Here is a 20725-nt window from a genome sequence, read left to right as displayed (position 1 = left end):
TTTAAATTTGCTTTATGAGAATATGAAATCTTAATAATTATTTGATAAAAAATTCTGAATACCCAATACTTATAAAAATTTTTAATTGATATTCCTATATTCATTAGGAGTAATACCCAATTGATTTTTAAAAAATCGGGTAAAATGTTGAGGATATTTAAATCCAAGTTCATAAGCGATTTCAGAAATATTTTTATTCAGATCTAAAATTTTTTCTTTAGCTAAATAAATAACTTTTTCTTGGATATATTCTTGTGCTGATTTTCCGGTTTCTTTTTTTACTAAATCTCCAAAATAGTTGGATGATAAATTCAATTGTGAAGCGCAAAAGGCTACCGAAGGTAAACCCAAATTTTTTGAATTATCAGAAGAAAAATATTCATAAAGTAGTTTTTCAAATTTTTCTAAGATTCCTTTATTAATATCTTTTCTTGTATCGAATTGACGATCAAAAAAACGAGAACTATAATTTAGTAGTAGTTCAATATTGGTAGTAATCAGTGTATTGCTGTGTTTATCAATAGGTTGTTCAATTTCATATTGAATATTCTTAAAACATTCTAAAATCATTTGTTTTTCTTTGTCGGATAGATGTAATGCTTCGTTACTGTCATAAGAAAAAAATGAGTATTTTTTTATGTCTTTACCTAATTGAGTTCCAAGTAATAGGTCGGGATGGAACAATAATCCCCATCCTTTAGGTGCATAGGTGGTTACATTGGGCTCCACTTTCATAATTTGTCCGGGTGAAATAAAAACGAGAGAGCCTTCTTGGAAATCATACGTATTTCTTCCATATTTTAATTCACCGCATTTTAATTCTTTTAAAAATATGGCATATAAACCGTAATTGAATGTTTGAGCTGTTATCGGTTTAGTTTTTGATAAATCAAGTACGTTAACTAATGGATGAGTGGTTTCAACTCCTCGCATGGTATTATAGGTTTTAACACTATCTATAGAAATAATTTTTTCCATTTTAGATGATCATTAGATTCATTCAAATTTACGTAAATCATGTTTTTACTCGTATAAGAAATTAATAATCAGTAAAATTGATAACAATTTCAGTAAATTATATAAAATTAAAGCTATCTTATAAATGTATCTTTGTTGATATAAATTTACTATTAAATATTTTTAAATGAAAACAAGAATATTAGGAAAAAATGGACTTGAAGTTTCCGAATTAGGTTTGGGTTGTATGGGATTAAGTTTTGGTTTAGGTCCGTCCACTGAAAAAAAAGAAGCAATAAAAGTAATACAAACTGCTTACGATTCCGGAATAACTTTTTTTGATACAGCTGAAGTGTATGGCCCCTTTACGAATGAAGAACTGTTAGGAGAAGCGGTAAAAGATTTTAGAAGTAAAATAAAAATAGCCTCCAAATTTGGATTTAAAGATGGAAATTCTGCCAATCCTCCCGACAGTAGACCCGAAAGTATCAGAAAAGCTTTGGAAGGCTCACTTAAAAGATTAAAAACCGATTATATTGATTTGTATTATCAACACCGAGTTGATAAAAATGTACCGATTGAAGAGGTGGCAGGAACAATCAAAGATTTAATGAAAGAAGGCAAAATTAAACATTGGGGATTATCGGAAGCAGGTCCTCAAACGATAAGAAAAGCCCATGCCGTTCAACCGGTTACTGCTCTGCAAAGTGAATATTCCTTATTTTACAGAGATCCTGAAAAAGAGATTATTCCTACACTGGAAGAGTTAGGGATAGGATTTGTTACATTTAGTCCACTTGGCAAAGGTTTCTTAACCGGAACCATTAATGAAAATACCCGGTTTGACAAAAATGATTTTAGGAATATAGTTCCTCGTTTATCGGCTGAAAACAGGAAAAAAAACTTTGTATTAATTGATTTTATAAAATCTATCGGTACAGAACTTAATGCAACACCTGCCCAAGTTGCTATCTCTTGGTTATTAGCTCAAAAGCCATGGATTGTTCCCATACCGGGTACTACTAAATTAAATCGTTTGAAAGAAAACATAGAAGCTACTTCTCTAAAATTAAGTCCTGAAGTTTTAAATCGAATCAATGAAGGATTGTCTAAAATTAATATTGTTGGAGATCGATATCCGGAAAATCTTAATAAAATGATTGATAAGAATTAAAAGAATTATAGTTGGATAGGGTTTGTAATGAGTTAAAATTGCTAAGTAATTTTATATGAGTTAATAAACGCCGAAAAATCAATCAATTATATTATTTTTTTTTTGCTTATTTGTGACAACCGTTGATTGTCATATAATTTAAGTAAATGTAACTTTATATAAGGGACTGATATAAATTATATATCAGTCCCATTTTTATATTGTTTACCAATATGTAGAAGCAAATGCGTAAATAAGAATTTTTTTAATCAAATGAATAGATGATAAAAACGATTATTGATAACCGGCAAAATTTTAAATAAATAGGATTACTAAACTAATTCGCCATAAAGGTCAAAATCTTCTGCACGATTAATTTTAACAGATACAAAACTTCCTACGGATAAATATACATCATGGGCTGAAATTAAAACTTCATTGTCCACATCCGGTGAATCATATTCAGTACGGGCAATATAATAATCTCCTTCTTTTCTATCTATAATACACTTATAGGTTTTACCGATCTTTTCTTGATTTAATTCCCAAGAAATTTGAGATTGAATTTCCATGATTTCGTTTACACGATTCATTTTTTCTTCTTCAGAAAGAGAGTCTTCTAATGAATAAGCGGACGTGTTTTCCTCATGAGAATAAGAGAAGCAACCTAAACGATCAAATCGTTGTTCTATAACCCAATTTTTTAATTCTTCAAAATGTTCTTGAGTTTCTCCCGGATAGCCTACAATTAAGGTTGTCCTAATTGCCATGTCGGGAACTTTCGAACGGAAATCAGTCAACAATCGGTTGGTTTTTTCTTTGGTAGTTCCTCTTTTCATGGATTTTAATATATCGCTAGAAATATGTTGGAGAGGAATATCAATATAATTGCAAATTTTAGGTTCATTTTTCATAAGTTCCAGAACGTCCATAGGAAATCCTGTAGGGAAAGCATAATGCAGACGAATCCACTCAATACCTTCCACTTTAATAAGCTCTTTTAATAAATCTGCGAGAGCTCTTTTTTTGTATAAGTCTAAACCGTAATAGGTTAAATCTTGAGCAATTAAAATTAATTCTTTGGTTCCACCTCGAGCCAACGATTGAGCTTCTTTTACCAGTTCTTCAATGGGAGTTGAAATATGCTTTCCACGGATTAAAGGAATTGCACAAAAACTACATGGTCGATCGCAACCTTCCGAAATTTTTAAATAGGCATAATGTCTGGGAGTGGTAATTAATTTTTCTCCTACCAATTCATGTTTATAATCAGCACCTAAAGCTTTTAGTAATAATGGCAATTCACGAGTACCGAAATATTGATCGACATTAGGAATTTCTTTTTCTAAATCGGGTTTATATCTTTCCGAAAGGCATCCGGTAACAAATATTTTTTCAATAGTTCCTTCTTCTTTTTGTTTGACACATTCTAAGATTGTATTAATACTTTCTTCTTTGGCATTATCTATAAATCCGCATGTATTAATTACTACAATGTCTCCATTTTGTTCATGAACAACCTCTTTGTTATTGGCTTTTAATTGATTGATGAGAACTTCAGAATCGTAAATATTTTTAGAACAGCCTAAAGTTATAACGTTAATTTTTTTTTTCCCAACAGATTTTGTTCGCATTCGCTGTTATTTTTAATAAGGCAAATTTATTTATATTTTTATGAAATGTACAGGATTGATTACAATCAAATAGTTTTTTGATCAATTTAATTCTAAAATTTGTTTAACCCATGTTTTAACATGGTATTTATTAAGTATATGATCCGGAACTATCTCGTATTTTGAATATAAAAATTCATCCGGTATTTCAATATTTTCAGGGTCTATAATTAAAATGTTCGCAGGATTATAAAAATCGTAATTGATAATGTCTTTATTGGTAGTTATCAATTTTTTATGATGTCCTAAAGCTTCAAATACACGAAATGTCAAGCCTATTTGTTCAGGCCTTTGTATGTCAACCATAAGATTAGATCTTTTAATTTTTTCAAGAACTTCATCTCTGGAAACCATTTTATTTAAATATTTAATCTTGGTTTTGAATTTTTGAGTGTAAAAATTAAAATGGTTACGATTTACAACCAGAAATTCATAGGGATAATTTTTATTTTCTAAAATTTTTGCAATTTTTTCTAATATGGGAGTTCTATTATCTAATGATGAAATATTGAAAGCTATTTTTTGCTCATTAAGATTTCTATCTTCCATTTGCTCATAAATATAATTGGGTATAAATTTTAAATTATATTTTTCAGCATCATTTCTATCATAACTGTAAATTTTATCAAAATATTTAAAAGTATCTGTAATAGAAGGCATACGCTTAATACCATCGTAATGGTAGGCAATCATTTCATTACTTGTATGTTTACAAAATTTTAAAGTTTCAGGAGATAACCATTCTGCATGAATAATAACGATCTTATCAAATTTATCGTTTTTAGATAAAGCATTTTTAATTAATTTTTCCAGATGGGTTCTTTTGATATTAGTATTAAAAAATGATTTATTAATTAAATTTTTTAATCGAACCCATAAATTGGGATACCTATATCTGTTTGCATAAATATCAATATGAATTGCTTCTATATCTAGTTCTTTCATTGCAGAGATAATATATTTATCATATCTATAATAATCTAAAGATATTAAAGCGATTTTCATAATTTACTGTTATTATATAACCGTTGTTAGTTATTAAAATATAGCAAATTTAACTGTATGTACTAAATTATTATATTATAATCATCAATTTTCACTAATTTTTAACTTATTATCTTATTTTTTTTACTTCCTTCATAAATATCGTATTGAAAAAAACGACATTCCAATTTCCCGTTATAAATTTTAATTTTTCTTGAGGGACGTAAGCCGATTTTTTTATAGGCTTCTAGATCTGAAGTAATGAACCAAGCTAATGTATTTTTATAATTATTTTTTAATGTATCGCCGATATTTTTATAAAAATGATCTGTAGTAATGGATAGTCTTTCATCGTAAGGAGGATTAAAAACAACTAATAACGGAAATAGTTCTTTTTGTGAAGTAAAAAAATCCTGATTTTTTAATTCTATAAATTCTGACAAATCTGCTGCTTCAATATTATTCTTTGCAGAAATTAAGGCTTTATCAGAAATATCATATCCGACTATTTTACCTGAAAAATCTTTAATCCTGTTAATTCGAGTATCTTTTATTTTGTTAAATAACTCCAAATCGAAATTTTTCCAATTCATAAACCCAAATTGTTTTCGATGCAATTGCGGAGGCATATTTAAAGCGATCATGGCGGCTTCTACTAACAAAGTGCCCGAACCGCACATTGGGTCAAGAAAATTTCCTTTTCCGTCCCATCCTGCTAAGTTCAATAATCCGGCAGCTAATACTTCATTTATGGGAGCTTCAAAATGAGATTTTCTATAACCTCTTTTAAAGAGTGGATCTCCACTGCTGTCTAAAGATATAGTAACTTCTTGGTTACTGATATGTAGATGGAATTTTATATCCGGATTGAATCTTTCAATATCGGGTCTTTTGCCAAATTTTTTTCTGAAACGATCAACGATTCCATCTTTCATTTTTAACATAATGTATTGGGAATGTTTAAAATAATCGGAATATACCGTTGCATCAATTGCAAAAGATTGCGAATTGAAAAAATAATTTTCCCAAGGAATTTTATTTATTTCCTTTTCAAAAATAGTTTCATTTTTAGCTTTAAAATGGTGTATGGGCACCAAAATTTTCAGGGCTGTTCTTAAAGAATAATTCGCTTTATATAAAAATCCTAAATCACCAAGGAATTCAACCGCTCTGTTTTTTTTAACAATTTGAGAAGCACCTAATTGTTTTAGTTCTTGTACAAGCATATCTTCTAAACCATAAAAGGTTTTGGCTTGCATCGTAAAGGAATCGTTATTAGCAAACATTATAATATTTCAATTAAAATGAAGTTAAATGTGTTAATAGGAATATATTAAATTTTATTTAAAATATTTTTTTATTAGATCTTATGGGTTCTTAAAATATTTTTCAAATATAGGATTACTTTTTTTAGAAATTGGTAATTGAGTACAATTATTAGTTGAACCGAAATAATTAATGAATCAATAGTTATTGATTTCAGATAAATTATAAAAAACATTCGCATATACTAATGAAGTTTATAGAAAAAAATAAAGCCCTGTAATACAGGGCTTTTTAACTAATAGTTTACTAATTATCTATTTTTATTTTGTAACCAATCGATAGAAAAGTTACATTTTTTATATTCATCTTGAACTGTTATAAAGGTTGAAGGAATTTGCGCTTCTACCCATTTTTCAATTACTTCATTTTCTTTAGTTTTCTGAGCAAAGCCTTTGATTCTGTTATAATCAATTTCTAAATTCATTTTGTGAGCCGGAATAACATCGGTTATTTTCAATAGTTTTACAACCGTTCGGTTATTTTCTTTATCTTCAAATACTTCGGATAAATCTCCTTTTCCAAGTCCTGAAAGGTTATAAAGCACTTTAGTAGGTAGTTTTATTTTTTCAAATCTGTTATCACCGGTTTGAGAATTTGATAATAAACCGCCATTGTATTTAGTATATTTATCGTCAGAATATTTTAAAGCAGCTTGATTGAATGTTATTTTTTCTGATTTAATATCTTCCCTGATATCTTCCAGTTTTTTTATAGCTGTTTTAATTTCTTCTTGATTAGGAACAGACATTAATAATATATGTCTTAAATCAATCACTTGACCTTTCTTTTTTTCAAGATAAACAATATGGAATCCATATTCAGTTTCAAATGGTTCGGATATTTGTCCTTCTTCCAATCCAAAAGCAACCGCATCGAACTCTTTTACCATTTGTTCTCTTCTAACATTTAAAATTTGTCCACCATTAGCAGCTGAACCCGGATCTTGTGAATATTTTTTAGCCATGTCAGCAAAACTGGCTCCTTCTTCAATTTGTTTTTTTATAGATTTTAATTGATCAATCAATTCTTGTTTATGGCTTTCAGTTAATTTAGGGTACATATAGATTTGCCCATATTCGATTTCTTCATTTAAAGTAGGAAATTCCGTTTCATGAGCTTTGTAAAAATCTTTTAAATATTCTGGAGAAACGTCTACATTTTTGGTTATGTCAGCCATTTTCCTTTGAGTATACATTTGATTTTTAATCATTGTTTCGAGTAAACTTCTTAGCTCACCCATGGTTTTAAATTTGAAATTGGTTAGAATATTGACATCTGAACCAAAATAATTTCTATATCCTTCAATACGTGATTCAGCCTCTCTGGCTACTTCATCTTTATTAACAGTTATAAGAGTATCTTGTTTTGCTTTATATAAAATAATTTTTTCTTTCATCATATTTTCTATAAAGCTGCATCTATCAGTTACGGTTTGTCCTTCAGATCGAGCGTAATTTTCACCTTCTTTAACATCAGTTTCTGTAATAATTTCATTTCCCACGACAGCTACAATTCCATCAATTTTTGTTTCTTGCGCAAAAATGAAGGTAGCCATAAAAAAGGTTACAACTATAAATAATCTATTCATTTTAATTTTTATATTCTGCAAATTTAAAATTCTTTTATGAGTAATTAGTGTTTATATTAGTTTTTAACGTTATCATTTATAAATATCTTTTAATCTTTTTACTTGATTTGAATCCAATGTGACAACAGCTTTCTCTTTCAATAATTTAATTGTTTGTGACGTTTTATAATCAATGAATTCATTTAAATAATATTTTTGAAGATCATCTAAACTCATTTTATCATTTTTAATTATTTTTTTAATATTTATTATCAATCTTCTATTTTTACTGTCAACGACATATAATCCTTTGGTTAATTTTTTATTTACAGGCAAATTAAGAGATTCTCGAGTCTTTCTACCTTCTTCAATTATTAATTCTTCACGTTTATCTTCAAATTGATTTTTTATAAAGTTTATTGACTTTTTATTTTTTAACCAGTTAAGGACTTTAGTTTCTATATCAGAATTGAGACAATAATAAAAAGTACCTTCAATTCTTTCCTTCCAGGTCAATCGAGCAGCTTGATCATGTAAAAATTTTTTTTGACCGATTTTATCGTTTTGAGCTTCGTAAGCAATTAAATTAAGTGCATATTTAATAAGAAGTTGATCTTTAATATTCTCATAATTTTTTTTAGCTGTGTTGAATTCGAAAAAGTGTGTCGTGTAAAACTCCAAAATATTATCTTTCCCCCATTTATTTAAATAATCAAAAATTAATTGATTTCTTTCAAAATAATTTTCAGAATTTAAATATTTTTTAAGATTTACCAGTATATCATTTAAGGTAAGTGTATAGGAATCTCCAATAGTAATAATTGTCTCATTATTTGGAATAGTAAAATCAGTAAATTGATTATAAGTTTGAGGTAAAGAAGAAATAAAATTACTTAGATGGATAAAATTTTCTTTATAAAAAGGTTGTTTTTTTAATTTCAAAATTAATAAATCGTTTAACCGTTTGATTTCTTCTGATTTTTTTAAGCTGTTGTATATTTTATTTCTAGCGATTGAATATGAATCATAATTATCATTAAAATAATATTCACAAATAACATAACCATCTTCTAATTTAATGGGCTGAGAATAATCCGAAGTATTATTAGGTTCGGATTTAATTTGATTAACCACATATGTATATACTTCCTCATTAGAAAGAATATTATTTTTATTTAAAACATTATAATTTTTAAAGATTTCATCTTTAATTTTAGAAAAGCTTTCTCCTTGTTTAAGTTTTTTATAAACTTTATCAATCTCAATTTTACCTAATCGAGAAGTATCCGGAATATATATTTGGCCTAAAGATACTTCACCTAAGTATTTTCTTTCATTGGAAACCAAAATAAGATATATATTATCATTTTCATCTACAAATGTAGTTACCTGATTAAGCGGTGCATTATATATAGCATCCACCATTTTTTTATTTAAAGCGAATATATTTAAATAAGAAGGTTTTTTAAAATCCGAAAGCATTGAATATTTTGATACGGCTTTTTCAAAGCGTAAGGGATCATTACCGATGGTATCTATAATTGAATTTATAAATTTGCTTTTATAAGTTTCATTTTTGTTGGTTAAAAATTCATTTTTAAAAACCAACAATTGAAATTTTTTTTCAACCAGAATTTTTTTATAATAATCACGCAGTAACGGTTCAAGAAATTCAGAAGGATAAAATAAGCTGTTTTTTAATTGTTCAGCTCCTTTGGCTAATTCTGTCTGAAAACCTATAGAATTTTCTATGTTGTTTGCAAGTGCATATTGTTTAAGAAGATTAAAGTCAATATAATTGTCTATAGTTTTGTCCGTTCCAAGCAGTTCTAAACTTTTTCTATAATTATTTTCAAAATTATTGGTATAAATAATTTCATTATTTATGGTCATTAAAACCGATTGTGAAAATACAATACAGGTAAAAAAATATAAACAAACACTTATGGATTTTTTCACTTTTACTTATTTTATATGATACAAAAATATATAAAGAATTAGTACTCTGAAAATATTTTTAACTCTTTAAATAATGGAATATTTTGATTGTAATTACTTTACAGCTATACTATATATAAGATGGGTTAAAGGGTTAGATTTTCAAGATATTCATAGACTATATGCGTTGGTAAACCCATAATAGTAAAAAATGAACCGTTTATTTTATCGATTTTAGCCAACCCTATCCAGTCTTGAATACCATAAGAACCCGATTTATCATAGGGTTTGAAATGAGATAGGTAAAATTCAATTTCTTTTTCATTCATAGGTAAAAAATGAACTTCTGTACAATCCGTAAAAACCTTAAAATCATTTTTGGTTGAAAATCCTACAGAAGTATACACTTTATGTGAATTTCCTGATAATTCAAACAACATTTTTTTTGCTTGTTCGAAATTTTCAGGTTTTTCCAATGCATGATCTTTCATCCAGACAATGGTATCCGCTGTGATCACAACCGTTTGATCAGCTACTTCTCCATAGTGTTTCGATTTCTGCTCTGCTAAATATTCGGTAATTTGATTTTCTTTTAATAAGGGAGAATAACTTTCATCTATATTTAAATGTAGGGTCTCAAATTTGTAATTTAAACTTTTTAAAAGTTCTTGTCTTCGTGGAGATTGAGAAGCTAAAATAATTTTAAATGTATTCATATAGTTGTAATTCGATAATCAATAAGTTAAAAAATAAAAGACTATCTTATGAATAGATAGTCTTTTATTTTAAAATTATATTTTGCATCCATTATATATTTATTTAAATAGAATAAGAATTCACACTATTTAAACAGAACTATATAACTAAACAATATTATAAATCGATTGCTTCTCCATATGCCGCCTCTGTTGCACCTTTAAATGCTTCTGAAATAGTCGGATGTGGATGTACAGTGGTTAAAATTTCATGTGAAGTAGCTTCTAATCTTCTCACAGCTACAGCTTCCGCAATCATATCAGTAACTCCGTTACCTACCATATGACAACCTAATAACTCACCGTATTTTGCATCATAAATAACTTTTATAAAACCATCAGTATCACCGTTAGCTGTTGCTTTACCTGATGCTACAAAAGGAAATTTACCCACTTTAATATCATAACCTGCTTCTTTGGCTTTTTTCTCTGTCATTCCCACAGAAGCGATTTCAGGAGAACAATAAGTACATCCCGGAATGTTTCCATAATCAATAGGTTCAACATTCATACCTTTAATTTTTTCAACACAAAGAATTCCTTCTGCAGAAGCTACGTGGGCTAAAGCAGGGCCGGGAATAACATCACCAATGGCATAATAGCCCGGAATGTTTGTATTGTAAAAACTGTCAACAAGGATTCTTCCTTTATCTGTAGATATTCCTACTTCTTCTAATCCTATATTTTCAATATTTGCGGTAATACCTACTGCAGATAAAATAATATCTGCTTCTAAAGTTATTTCCCCGTTCGCTGTTTTAACAAAAGCTTTAACTCCGTCTCCCTGAGTTTCAACTCTTTCAACTGAAGAATTAACCATAACTTCTATACCATGTTTTTTAATAGATTTTTCAACATGTTTGGAAACTTCTTCGTCTTCAACAGGGACAATATTAGGTAAAAATTCAACTACGGTTACTTTAGCTCCCATGGTTGCATAGAAATATGCAAATTCAATACCTATAGCTCCTGAACCAACTACAATCATAGATTTAGGCATAGTTGGAAGTGTAAGGGCTTCTCTATAACCGATTATTTTTTTACCATCTTGAGGTAAATTAGGTAATACTCTTGATCTTGCACCGGTAGCAATAATAATGTGAGATGCTGAATATTCTGTTATTTTACCCTCTTTATCAGTAACTTCTATTTTTTTTCCGGGCTTAACTTTGGCATTTCCGTTAATTACATCAATTTTATTTTTTTTCATAAGGAAGCCAACCCCTTTATTCATTTTATCGGCTACTCCCCTACTGCGTTTAATAACATTAGAAAAATCAAAAGATGATTCGGTTTTATTCAATCCAAATTCTTCAGCATGATTTATTTCTTCATATACGTGAGCACTTTTAATAAGAGCTTTAGTTGGTATACATCCCCAGTTTAAACAAATTCCTCCTAGATTTTCTCGCTCTACTACAGCTGTTTTAAAACCTAATTGAGCGGCTCTAATAGCAGCAACATATCCACCGGGCCCGCTACCTATAACTATAATATCATAATTCATGGTACAGATTATTTTGTTGACAAAAATACTATTTTTTTTCCAAAAAGAAGATTTATATATTTAAACCAAAAAAAATGCATAATTTTTGTTAATAAATATAAAAAATTTATAATTTTACTTTTTATAAATATTTAATCTAAAATCAAAGTATTATGCAAGAAACAAATCAAACTAATAGTGATTTATATGAAATTTCACCGGATCAACTTAAAAATGCTCATAGTAAAAAAATAGTAGCCGGAATTTGTGGTATTTTACTTGGTGGTCTTGGTGTTCATAAATTTTATTTGGGATATATTACTCCTGGAATAATTATGGTACTTATTACATTAATAACTCCATGGTTTACTTGTGGTTTTGGCGCAATTGTAATGGGTATTATAGGATTAATTGAAGGAATTCTATACCTCACTAAATCCGATAAAGATTTTTATGAGACCTATATTTTAAATAGTAAAGGTTGGTTTTAATTACTATAAATAAAAATTAACGAATGATATAATTATTGTTGGAAACCATTAGTTAGTACTAATGGAATCCTTTTTATCCTTTATAATTTCTTTTTTCTTTCTCTTTTTACTAAATAAATCACTGAATTTATTAAAAGATTTTTTGTAAACAATCCCCCCGCCATACGATTGATTATTTGCCCCTGTAGTGGATAATACCGATGTTTCCAATCCAAAAGTGGAAGGTTTTGAAAAACCATTGATAATTAGCGATTTATCATTGTTTTTAGATATGTCATAATTAATTTTTGCACCATAGGTCCATACGTCGGCAGCACTTTTTTGTTCCAGAGGCATATTAACTGATCCAACTATGGATAACCTTTGATTCACTTTAAATGTAGGGTCTAAAGAGATCCGGTCACTTGTATCGTCGACTCTTGAACCGGCATTAAAATTAGCATCCAGAGAAAATACTCCACTTATATTATTTATTGCAGAAGTTAATTGTTTCAATACTACATCATAAGCAGAAGAAGCATAACTGCTACCTCCCATCTTATCGGATAAAAAGCTTCCAAAAACAACAATTCCGGCTACTTGATTGTATTTTTCCCCTTCATTATTATTTAGTTTAGTATTGAGTTGATCACGAACCGAAGAAGAAGCATCTGCTTGTATATCAAAAGTTAAACTTGGTTTAGATAAATATCCGGTTAATAACGCCGAAACTGTTACATTAGAAGCGGGAACTGTAGATATACCCAAATAATCGCCAATATTACTTACTAATCTGGTATAGGAAGCGCGAATATTTAAATCGGCTTCAGTAGGACCACGATTTTCCCATCGGATAGTACTTCCGGGAACAATAGTAAAATCCTTATTAACAAACATATTATAATAATATTTACTATCACCGGTTATTGTGTAAGTACCGTCCATAGAAATAACTCCTGCTTTTGACATATCAAATTTTAGATGTTTTGCATCTCCCCGAACCACTATTTTATCTCCGGTTTCTTGACTAATAATTAAATTAACCACAGATTTATTGTCTGCTGTAACGTCTGCACGTATGGATAATCCCATAGGTGGTTTAGTTTCTTTTTCATCTCCTTCTTTATGTTGTTCAGGAATGAATTTGATAAATTGAATGTCGGTAGCATTAGTTGTACTACTGCTGTTTATTGTGAGGCTGCTTCCCTCAAGAGCCATGGCAGTTGCTGAAATATCAATACCTTTATCCGTTGTTCCTGTTATGGAAAAATTACCTGAAGCATAAATAGTTCCATAAAAAAGATCATTTTCTTTCATGGTAGTATTTAAAACTAAAAGTTTATCCGAAGTAAAGTCTAGGTTCATTCCCCATTCAGAAAAATTTTTAGTCATTAAAGGTCCAAAAACTACTCCCTTAGTTTTTCTTTGAGTATCCATCAACTCAATATTATCAAATAAAAATATACCGTCAGATATTTGTAAATCTTGATCTTTAGTAAGTTGATAATCAACCCCTAAAAAGTTAACTTTAAATCCAACTTTAGACATTGTAAGGGAACCTTGATATTTAGGCGAAGTTATATCTCCTGAAATTTGAACATTTCCGGTGGCAGTTCCTCTGAAATTTGAGAAAATACTTTGTAAAAAAGTTCCTATAGGAGCAATGTTCATTTGATTGGCTTGTAAATCTATATTCAATTGAGAAGGCTTACCATTTTGATTGGCTATATATCCGTCAGCTAAAAAACGATCTTGTCCGGAATCTTCTAATTTACTTTGTAGTAAATATCGGTTGGTTTTAGCATCGTAGATTGCTCTCATGGCCAAATTCCCTAAATTTTGACCATTAAATTTCAATTGATCGATATAAAGATCCACAAGCGGTTTAAGTTCACTTGAATTTTTAAGTACTTTGGCAGATCCATTGGCAACACCCTCAAAAGACATATCTTTAAGTAAGCTGTGAGGTAATATTTTTTCTAATTTAACGTCTTTTAAATTCAGATCAAAAGTATATTCGTTTTTGGTGGTATATTCTCCGGACAATAAAATTTCAGAATTTTCAGATGTTAATTCAATTTTTTGTAAAACTAATTTGTTAGTTAGTAAATTATATTTCGCAATGGCTTCATCCGATTTAAAATTAGGATTCAGTTTCCATTTTGCTTGTGCCAAATTAATATTAGAAGGTTTAAATCCAATAATAATATCATTATTTTTTTGAGTTTGATATAAATTTAAATCAAAATTAGTTTGTTTTTCTTTATATTTTCCATGATAAAAATTCGTGGAAACAAAAAGGGAATCATTTCTATTATATCCGGAAAAATTGATTTTTTCAATATTCGTATTGTCTATATTTAGAGAAGATAAAGATCCTATAAATTGTCGTAAGGTATCTTCTGTATTTAAAAATATATTCGGATTGGTTAGTTTGATATTTTTATAATATATATATTCTGAAATCATTTGTGCTTGTAACTTATTCCCATTGCCAACATACCTTCCTGTTATGGTCGTTCCCGGGGATAAGTTAACATCCATCATTAATAAATCAAATAAATCCTTTTGTATATCCAAAATAAATGAAAACTCTTGATTGTCAAATCGTTTATTAGTTTTAAAATTAGCTACCAGGTTCCCAATTCCTTTCTGTAACATATCAGGAATATCTTCTAATTTGTATTTACCATAAATATTGGCAGTAATCATATTCGGAGAAAAAATATCTAAATTTCGATTTTCTTCCTCAAAACTTGTTTTAATTTGAATATCATTATAATTGGTAGTTTTACCATTATCTTCTAGAGAAATTGAATTAATGTTGATTTGTCCAATTAAATCATCAATGGAGCTGAATTCAATATCTGCTTTAACAAATCCTTTAAATGATTTATTTTTATCGGCTTGAGAAGTAAAATAGCCTAAATTTAATGATTGGATATCTACATCAAAGTTGGTTTTAATATATTTTTGAGCGAAATTTATTGTACCATTAAAGTCAAAATTAGCGTATTTATCATCGGAAATAATTTTACCTTCAAAAATTTTATCTCTTAAATTACCCACAGCTGAAATATCATTAATCGTTTTACCATTAATAACTAAGCTATTCAGTTTTGCATCAAATTTAGTATCCATATGGTCCAGATTAAATCCGCTGCCGTCAAATTGAATTTTAGCGGATATGGGACCTAGTGTTGTTGATTTAATAAAAGAAGCTAAATTTAATTGGTATGTTTCTAATTTTCCTTTATATCTAGGTTTTTGGGAAGCGTAATCTTTTAATTGGGCATCCGCTATTACTGTACCTAAAGAGCTAATCATTTTACCATTTATACTAAGGTCTTTTTTATCAATTAAAAATGAACCCATATAATTCATAGTTCCAAATTCAGATACTATTTTGGGTATTTCTTTAGAAATAAATTTCGGTAACCATGAATTAAGAGAGGCATATGAAGATTGAAGATGCGTTTCTTTGGTTTCTATATTAAAAGATTGGGAAGGATCAGTAGTAACTAAATTTTTCAACACTAAGCTAGGGGAAGAATAAAAAGTACCGTTAACCGATAAGATTGGATTAGTTAATGTTAAATTATTAAGTGTACCATTAACTTTCGAAGAAATGTTAAGTATAGAATTAGTATCCCAGTTTTTTACAAAATATCGTATGTCTTTACCTGATACTTTACTTCCTTTGGTAACATCCATATTCCAAGCTACCTGATCAGAAAAGTTGCTCAATCCATTTTCTTTGGTGTGATTAAAAAATAAAGAACCTATTAACAATGAGGTATCTGATTCAAAAAGAAGGTCTTTGAAAGAAAGCTCTGTTTCTGAATAATGAATATCGGATGAAAATTGGTAAACCGTATAATTTTCCTTATGCCTTTTAGCTTTGAAATTAAATTGCTCAACTAAAACCCTTACATCCGAATTAAAAACATCAACGCTGGAAGCTTTTAAATTTAATTCAGAAGTATCTAACCAGACTTGATCTTCTAATGGTAAATTTTGATTTACAATTGAAAATCGACCATTGATTATATCTACCCTTCCGTTTAATTTAAAATCTTTTTTTTGAGATGGTTTATCTGAGTTAAAATTATCTATGAAAATAGAAAAATTATCATGATTTTCATTTTTATAAGTAATTACTTTGATGACAGGATCTTGTAAGCGCAATTGATCAATTTTGATATCATCAACATGCTTAATTACCAAATTTTCAATTAGAGATATGGTATTTAAATATCCTTTTAATTCCTTTACGGTTAATAAATTATTCTGATGATGATCTTTAATAACTACATTATGTAAAGTAAGATTTCCAAAATAATCAACTTCAATTCTTTGAGCAGAAATGGAAGTTTTAAATTCTTTGTTTAAATAAGAAAGTGCCTCTTTTGCTATTTTATCTTTTACAGAAGGTAAATTTATAACAATAATTAAAGATAGAAGTAATAAAAATAAAATGCAAAAAGCATAGAGAATTGCCTTGGATGATTTAAAAAATATTTTTTTAATTAGTAACTTTGTCATAAATGAAAACACCCATTATTTTAGGAATAGAATCGTCATGTGATGATACATCAGCAGCTGTAATACAAGGTAAAAAAATACTATCTAATGTAGTATCTACCCAAAAAATACACCAAAATTATGGCGGTGTAGTTCCGGAATTAGCCTCTCGTGCACATTTACAAAATATTATACCCGTTGTACATCAAGCAATTCAATTAGCAAATATAAATAAAAAAGCAATTGATGCGATATCTTTTACCCGTGGTCCGGGTTTATTAGGTTCCTTATTAGTAGGTACCAGTTTTGCTAAATCATTATCTATGTCATTGAACGTTCCTCTTATTGAAGTTAATCACATGCAGGGGCATATATTTGCACATTTTATTGAGGATGATTCTAAAGAAAATATATCATTTCCATTTTTATGTCTCACGGTAAGTGGTGGACATACCCAAATTGTTCAGGTAAATGATTATTTTAATATGGAAGTGTTGGGAGAAACTTTGGATGATGCGGCGGGCGAAGCTTTTGATAAGATAGGTAAAATTTTGGGACTTGAATATCCGGCAGGACCTACAATTGATAAACTTTCTCAAAATGGAGACAAAGATAAATTTAAATTTCCTTTACCAAAATTGGAAGGAATCAAATTTTCTTTTAGTGGCATAAAGACTTCCGTGCTTTATTTCATACAAAAAGAACTACAGAAAAACCCGGATTTTATAAAAGAGAATCTTGAAGATATATGTGCATCCGTCCAAAAAACAATCCTATCTTCATTGTTAGATAAATTAAAGTTGGCTATTGATATTACGGGTATTAAAAATGTAGCAATTGCCGGTGGTGTTTCGGCGAATTCGGAGTTAAGGAGAGAAATAAAAAAATTAGAATTAGAAAAAAATTGTAAAACTTTTATTCCCAAATTCGAATATACAACAGACAATGCAGCCATGATTGCCGTGGTTGGAAGCATTAAATATGAACATAATAAATTTTCTGATCTTAAAACTATAGCTACCGCTAGATATAAAATGTAAGATTATGATTAGTAATAACTTTTATAAAAAAAGCTTACTATTTATTTTAAGTTTATTAATTTTTAATTCCTGTAAAAAAGAATCTCTATTGTTTAAAGATGATTTTCATACCAATACCAATCATTGGGATACTATATCTACAGATGCACTATATACTAAACTTGAAGAAGGACATTTATTGATGAAAGCTGATTTGAAAAATGTTTTAAATTATTCTTTACTCTCCCTTCCAATATCCGATCGAAATATAACCTATACTACTTCATTACAAATTAATAATTTTTATGATCCTAAGGGCGTTGCGGGTATAATATTATATGCTGATGATCGAAAATATCCTGAAAATTATCTCCTATTTGGAATTAATGCAGAAAACGAAGTAGTTATATCATACGAGAGCAAAAGAGAAGGAAAATCACAAATTTATTTTAAACAAAAAACTCAAAAATATAAAAAAAAGGAAAAGAATAGTTTTTCAATCGTAACAGACAAAAGTTCTATTCAATTCCTTTTGAATGGTAAAATATTGACAACCATATCCAAAAATAAAGATTTAGGATCAAATTTTGGTTATATGGTAATCAATTCGAATATATCTGTTTCTTCTTTTCAAATTAAAAGTCATTAGTTAAAGCCAAATTACATGCCAATAAAGATTAATTCATATTAATATTAATTAGCTTTATAAGCTTGATAGTATTGTAATGCTTTAGGCATTATTTTATTTATATCTGCAATTCTATTTTGAGGATTCGGGTGCGTGGAAAGAAATTCAGGTGTATCGGAACTTCCGGTAGCGTCAATCATTCTTTGCCAAAATAAAGGGGCTTGTCTGGGATCATATCCTGCCATTGCCATAATATATAAACCCATTTCATCTGCATCAGATTCTTGTTTACGACCATAACGTAAAAGAGTGATACCACTGGCTACGGGGTAATATTGATTAATTGCCGAACGCAAAGCTTGGTTATTGGTAACCCCTCCTAATACCTGTCCACCGATTTCTGAAATATATGATTGTGAAATTTTTTCAGCTCCGTGACCTGCCAGAGCATGGGCAATTTCATGTCCCAAAACAACGGCTAAACCGGTGTCGTCTTTACAAATAGGTAAAATTCCTGAATATACAGCCACTTTTCCTCCGGGCATACACCATGCATTAACCGTTTTTGGATCATCAATTAATACAAATTGCCATTGATAACCGTTTAAAGCCGAAGACTTTCCAATGGATCTATAATAATCTTCTGCAGCTTTTTTTATTCTGTTACCCACTTCTTCCACTTGCCTTGCTTGAGGAGTTCCTGTAATAATTTTATTGGAAGATAAAACTTGTTGATATTGCTGAAATGAAGATGGCAATAATTGAGAATTGGATACAAAATTTAATGATTTCCTTCCAGTTAACGGATTAGTTGCACATGCTACTGTTAATAAAGATACTAGCGATAATAATAAGCATTTTTTTGAATTCATAAACTCTATAATAATTTTTGAAATATAGTAAATTTATTAATTAATGTTCTTAAATTTGCAATGATTATAATAAAATAAAAGCAAAAAATATGCCTTACTTATTCACATCCGAATCGGTTTCGGAAGGCCATCCAGATAAAGTTGCTGATCAGATTTCAGATTCGATATTAGATAATTTTTTAGCATTTGATCCCGATTCTAAGGTAGCTTGTGAAACTTTAGTTACTACCGGTCAGGTAGTATTAGCCGGAGAAATTAAATCCAACACATATATTGATGTTCAGCATATTACCAGAGATATTATAAAAAAAATAGGCTATACGAAAAGTGAATATAAATTTGAAGCCGAATCTTGCGGTATTTTATCCGCTTTGCATGAACAATCGCAGGATATAAACCGCGGAGTGGATAAACAGAATAAAGAAGAACAGGGTGCAGGTGACCAAGGGATGATGTTCGGCTATGCCACCAATGAAACGGATAATTATATGCCTTTGGCTTTAGATATTTCACATAGCATCTTACGTGTGTTAGCTCGAATAAGAAAAGAAGGTCAAATTATGACCTATCTTCGTCCTGATGCAAAATCTCAAGTAACTATTGAATACGACGATAATAATAAGCCGATACGTATTGACACGATAGTTCTTTCTACACAACATGATATGTTCAATGAGGATGAAAAGGTTGTATTGGACAAAATTGCCCAGGACATTATTTCAATTGTTATTCCTGAAGTTAAGGCAGAATCAAAAGATGAAATAAAAGCATTATTTGATGATAATATCACTTACCATATAAATCCAACCGGAAAATTTGAAATCGGAGGACCTCATGGAGACACCGGATTAACCGGAAGAAAAATAATTGTTGATACTTATGGTGGTAAAGGAGCTCATGGCGGTGGCGCATTTTCCGGAAAAGATCCTTCTAAGGTGGATCGTTCTGCTGCCTATGCTACAAGACACATAGCTAAAAATTTAGTTGCGGCAGGGGTTGCTGATGAAGTTTTAGTACAAGTTTCATATGCTATTGGTATTACCGAACCGTGCGGTGTTTATATTAATACTTTTGGCAGCTCAAAAGTTAACCTGTCCGATGGAGATATAGCATTAAAAGTTGAGAAATTATTCGATTTAAGACCTTATGCTATTGAAAAAAGATTGAAATTAAGAAATCCAATATATACGGAGACAGCAGCCTATGGACACATGGGAAGAAAGAACGAAATCGTTACAAAAAAATTTATAAGAAATCGTGATAATGGAAAGACAGAAATAAAAGAAATCGAAGTAGAATTATTTACTTGGGAAAAATTAGATTATTTAGATCAAATTAAAGAAGCTTTTAATCTGTAAATTAACATTTATTTT

The 20725-nt window shown here is 29.2% G+C and carries 15 protein-coding genes; 5 read left to right on the top strand and 10 right to left on the bottom strand.

The annotated features are described in order from the left end of the window. Positions 1–81: 81 nt before the first annotated feature. Entirely contained in the window at positions 82–978 is an 897-nt protein-coding gene (locus G8C43_RS01855; RefSeq protein ID WP_160566122.1) for a helix-turn-helix domain-containing protein, read from the bottom strand. 166 nt (positions 979–1144) lie between these two features. On the opposite strand from G8C43_RS01855, the gene G8C43_RS01850 reads away from it, so the two are divergent. Continuing rightward, positions 1145–2131 (top strand): aldo/keto reductase, encoded by a 987-nt coding sequence (locus G8C43_RS01850; RefSeq protein ID WP_166003720.1) that lies wholly within the window; start codon positions 1145–1147, stop codon positions 2129–2131. Positions 2132–2442: 311 nt separating this feature from the next. Here the strand turns inward: G8C43_RS01850 and rimO are convergent, their stop codons facing one another. From rimO to lpdA, 7 genes are all read right to left on the bottom strand, one after another. Next, on the bottom strand, positions 2443–3744 hold the full coding sequence (gene rimO / locus G8C43_RS01845) for a 30S ribosomal protein S12 methylthiotransferase RimO (RefSeq protein ID WP_166003718.1): 1302 nt from the start codon (positions 3742–3744) through the stop codon (positions 2443–2445). An 81-nt stretch (positions 3745–3825) separates the two neighbouring features. Further along, positions 3826–4788 (bottom strand): hypothetical protein, encoded by a 963-nt coding sequence (locus G8C43_RS01840; RefSeq protein WP_166003716.1) that lies wholly within the window; start codon positions 4786–4788, stop codon positions 3826–3828. A 101-nt stretch (positions 4789–4889) separates the two neighbouring features. Then, on the bottom strand, positions 4890–6053 hold the full coding sequence (locus G8C43_RS01835) for a class I SAM-dependent RNA methyltransferase (RefSeq protein ID WP_166003714.1): 1164 nt from the start codon (positions 6051–6053) through the stop codon (positions 4890–4892). A 290-nt stretch (positions 6054–6343) separates the two neighbouring features. Next, complete coding sequence (locus G8C43_RS01830) at positions 6344–7681, bottom strand: peptidylprolyl isomerase (protein WP_166003712.1); 1338 nt, start codon at positions 7679–7681, stop codon at positions 6344–6346. 72 nt (positions 7682–7753) lie between these two features. Further along, entirely contained in the window at positions 7754–9619 is a 1866-nt protein-coding gene (locus tag G8C43_RS01825) for a hypothetical protein (protein WP_166003709.1), read from the bottom strand. 125 nt (positions 9620–9744) lie between these two features. After that, positions 9745–10314: a Maf family nucleotide pyrophosphatase gene (locus G8C43_RS01820; protein WP_166003707.1), complete on the bottom strand. Its 570-nt coding sequence runs from the start codon at positions 10312–10314 to the stop codon at positions 9745–9747. A gap of 157 nt (positions 10315–10471) precedes the next feature. Beyond that, entirely contained in the window at positions 10472–11860 is a 1389-nt protein-coding gene (gene lpdA / locus G8C43_RS01815) for a dihydrolipoyl dehydrogenase (protein ID WP_166003705.1), read from the bottom strand. A gap of 152 nt (positions 11861–12012) precedes the next feature. On the opposite strand from lpdA, the gene G8C43_RS01810 reads away from it, so the two are divergent. Beyond that, a complete protein-coding gene (locus G8C43_RS01810; RefSeq protein WP_185152354.1) occupies positions 12013–12330 on the top strand; it encodes a TM2 domain-containing protein in 318 nt (105 codons plus the stop codon). Positions 12331–12378: 48 nt separating this feature from the next. On the opposite strand, the gene G8C43_RS01805 is transcribed toward G8C43_RS01810, so the two are convergent. Beyond that, a complete protein-coding gene (locus tag G8C43_RS01805; RefSeq protein WP_166003703.1) occupies positions 12379–16854 on the bottom strand; it encodes a hypothetical protein in 4476 nt (1491 codons plus the stop codon). Positions 16855–16856: 2 nt separating this feature from the next. Between G8C43_RS01805 and tsaD the strand changes: the two genes are divergently transcribed. After that, a complete protein-coding gene (tsaD, locus tag G8C43_RS01800) occupies positions 16857–17873 on the top strand; it encodes a tRNA (adenosine(37)-N6)-threonylcarbamoyltransferase complex transferase subunit TsaD (RefSeq protein ID WP_166003701.1) in 1017 nt (338 codons plus the stop codon). Between the two features lie 4 nt (positions 17874–17877). Then, entirely contained in the window at positions 17878–18501 is a 624-nt protein-coding gene (locus G8C43_RS01795; protein ID WP_166003699.1) for a hypothetical protein, read from the top strand. A 44-nt stretch (positions 18502–18545) separates the two neighbouring features. Here the strand turns inward: G8C43_RS01795 and G8C43_RS01790 are convergent, their stop codons facing one another. Next, on the bottom strand, positions 18546–19352 hold the full coding sequence (locus tag G8C43_RS01790; protein WP_166003696.1) for a M48 family metallopeptidase: 807 nt from the start codon (positions 19350–19352) through the stop codon (positions 18546–18548). Positions 19353–19441: 89 nt separating this feature from the next. Here G8C43_RS01790 and metK point away from each other — a divergent pair, with 89 nt between their 5' ends. After that, on the top strand, positions 19442–20710 hold the full coding sequence (metK, locus tag G8C43_RS01785) for a methionine adenosyltransferase (protein ID WP_166003694.1): 1269 nt from the start codon (positions 19442–19444) through the stop codon (positions 20708–20710). Positions 20711–20725: the final 15 nt, after the last annotated feature.

The sequence above is a fragment of the Apibacter sp. B2966 genome (genome assembly GCF_011082485.1).
Taxonomy (GTDB): Bacteria; Bacteroidota; Bacteroidia; order Flavobacteriales; family Weeksellaceae; genus Apibacter.
This window is presented reverse-complemented; position numbering and strand designations above follow the sequence as displayed.

Bases quoted from the DNA above. Each gene is read 5' to 3' on its own strand.
- G8C43_RS01855 (WP_160566122.1), bottom strand. From the start codon at position 978: ATGGAAAAAATTATTTCTATAGATAGTGTTAAAACCTATAATACCATG.
- G8C43_RS01835 (WP_166003714.1), bottom strand. From the start codon at position 6,053: ATGTTTGCTAATAACGATTCCTTTACGATGCAAGCCAAAACCTTTTAT.
- G8C43_RS01805 (WP_166003703.1), bottom strand. From the start codon at position 16,854: ATGACAAAGTTACTAATTAAAAAAATATTTTTTAAATCATCCAAGGCA.
- metK (WP_166003694.1), top strand. From the start codon at position 19,442: ATGCCTTACTTATTCACATCCGAATCGGTTTCGGAAGGCCATCCAGAT.
- G8C43_RS01840 (WP_166003716.1), bottom strand. From the start codon at position 4,788: ATGAAAATCGCTTTAATATCTTTAGATTATTATAGATATGATAAATAT.
- G8C43_RS01790 (WP_166003696.1), bottom strand. From the start codon at position 19,352: ATGAATTCAAAAAAATGCTTATTATTATCGCTAGTATCTTTATTAACA.
- G8C43_RS01810 (WP_185152354.1), top strand. From the start codon at position 12,013: ATGCAAGAAACAAATCAAACTAATAGTGATTTATATGAAATTTCACCG.
- G8C43_RS01795 (WP_166003699.1), top strand. From the start codon at position 17,878: ATGATTAGTAATAACTTTTATAAAAAAAGCTTACTATTTATTTTAAGT.
- G8C43_RS01820 (WP_166003707.1), bottom strand. From the start codon at position 10,314: ATGAATACATTTAAAATTATTTTAGCTTCTCAATCTCCACGAAGACAA.
- lpdA (WP_166003705.1), bottom strand. From the start codon at position 11,860: ATGAATTATGATATTATAGTTATAGGTAGCGGGCCCGGTGGATATGTT.
- G8C43_RS01830 (WP_166003712.1), bottom strand. From the start codon at position 7,681: ATGAATAGATTATTTATAGTTGTAACCTTTTTTATGGCTACCTTCATT.
- rimO (WP_166003718.1), bottom strand. From the start codon at position 3,744: ATGCGAACAAAATCTGTTGGGAAAAAAAAAATTAACGTTATAACTTTA.
- G8C43_RS01850 (WP_166003720.1), top strand. From the start codon at position 1,145: ATGAAAACAAGAATATTAGGAAAAAATGGACTTGAAGTTTCCGAATTA.
- tsaD (WP_166003701.1), top strand. From the start codon at position 16,857: ATGAAAACACCCATTATTTTAGGAATAGAATCGTCATGTGATGATACA.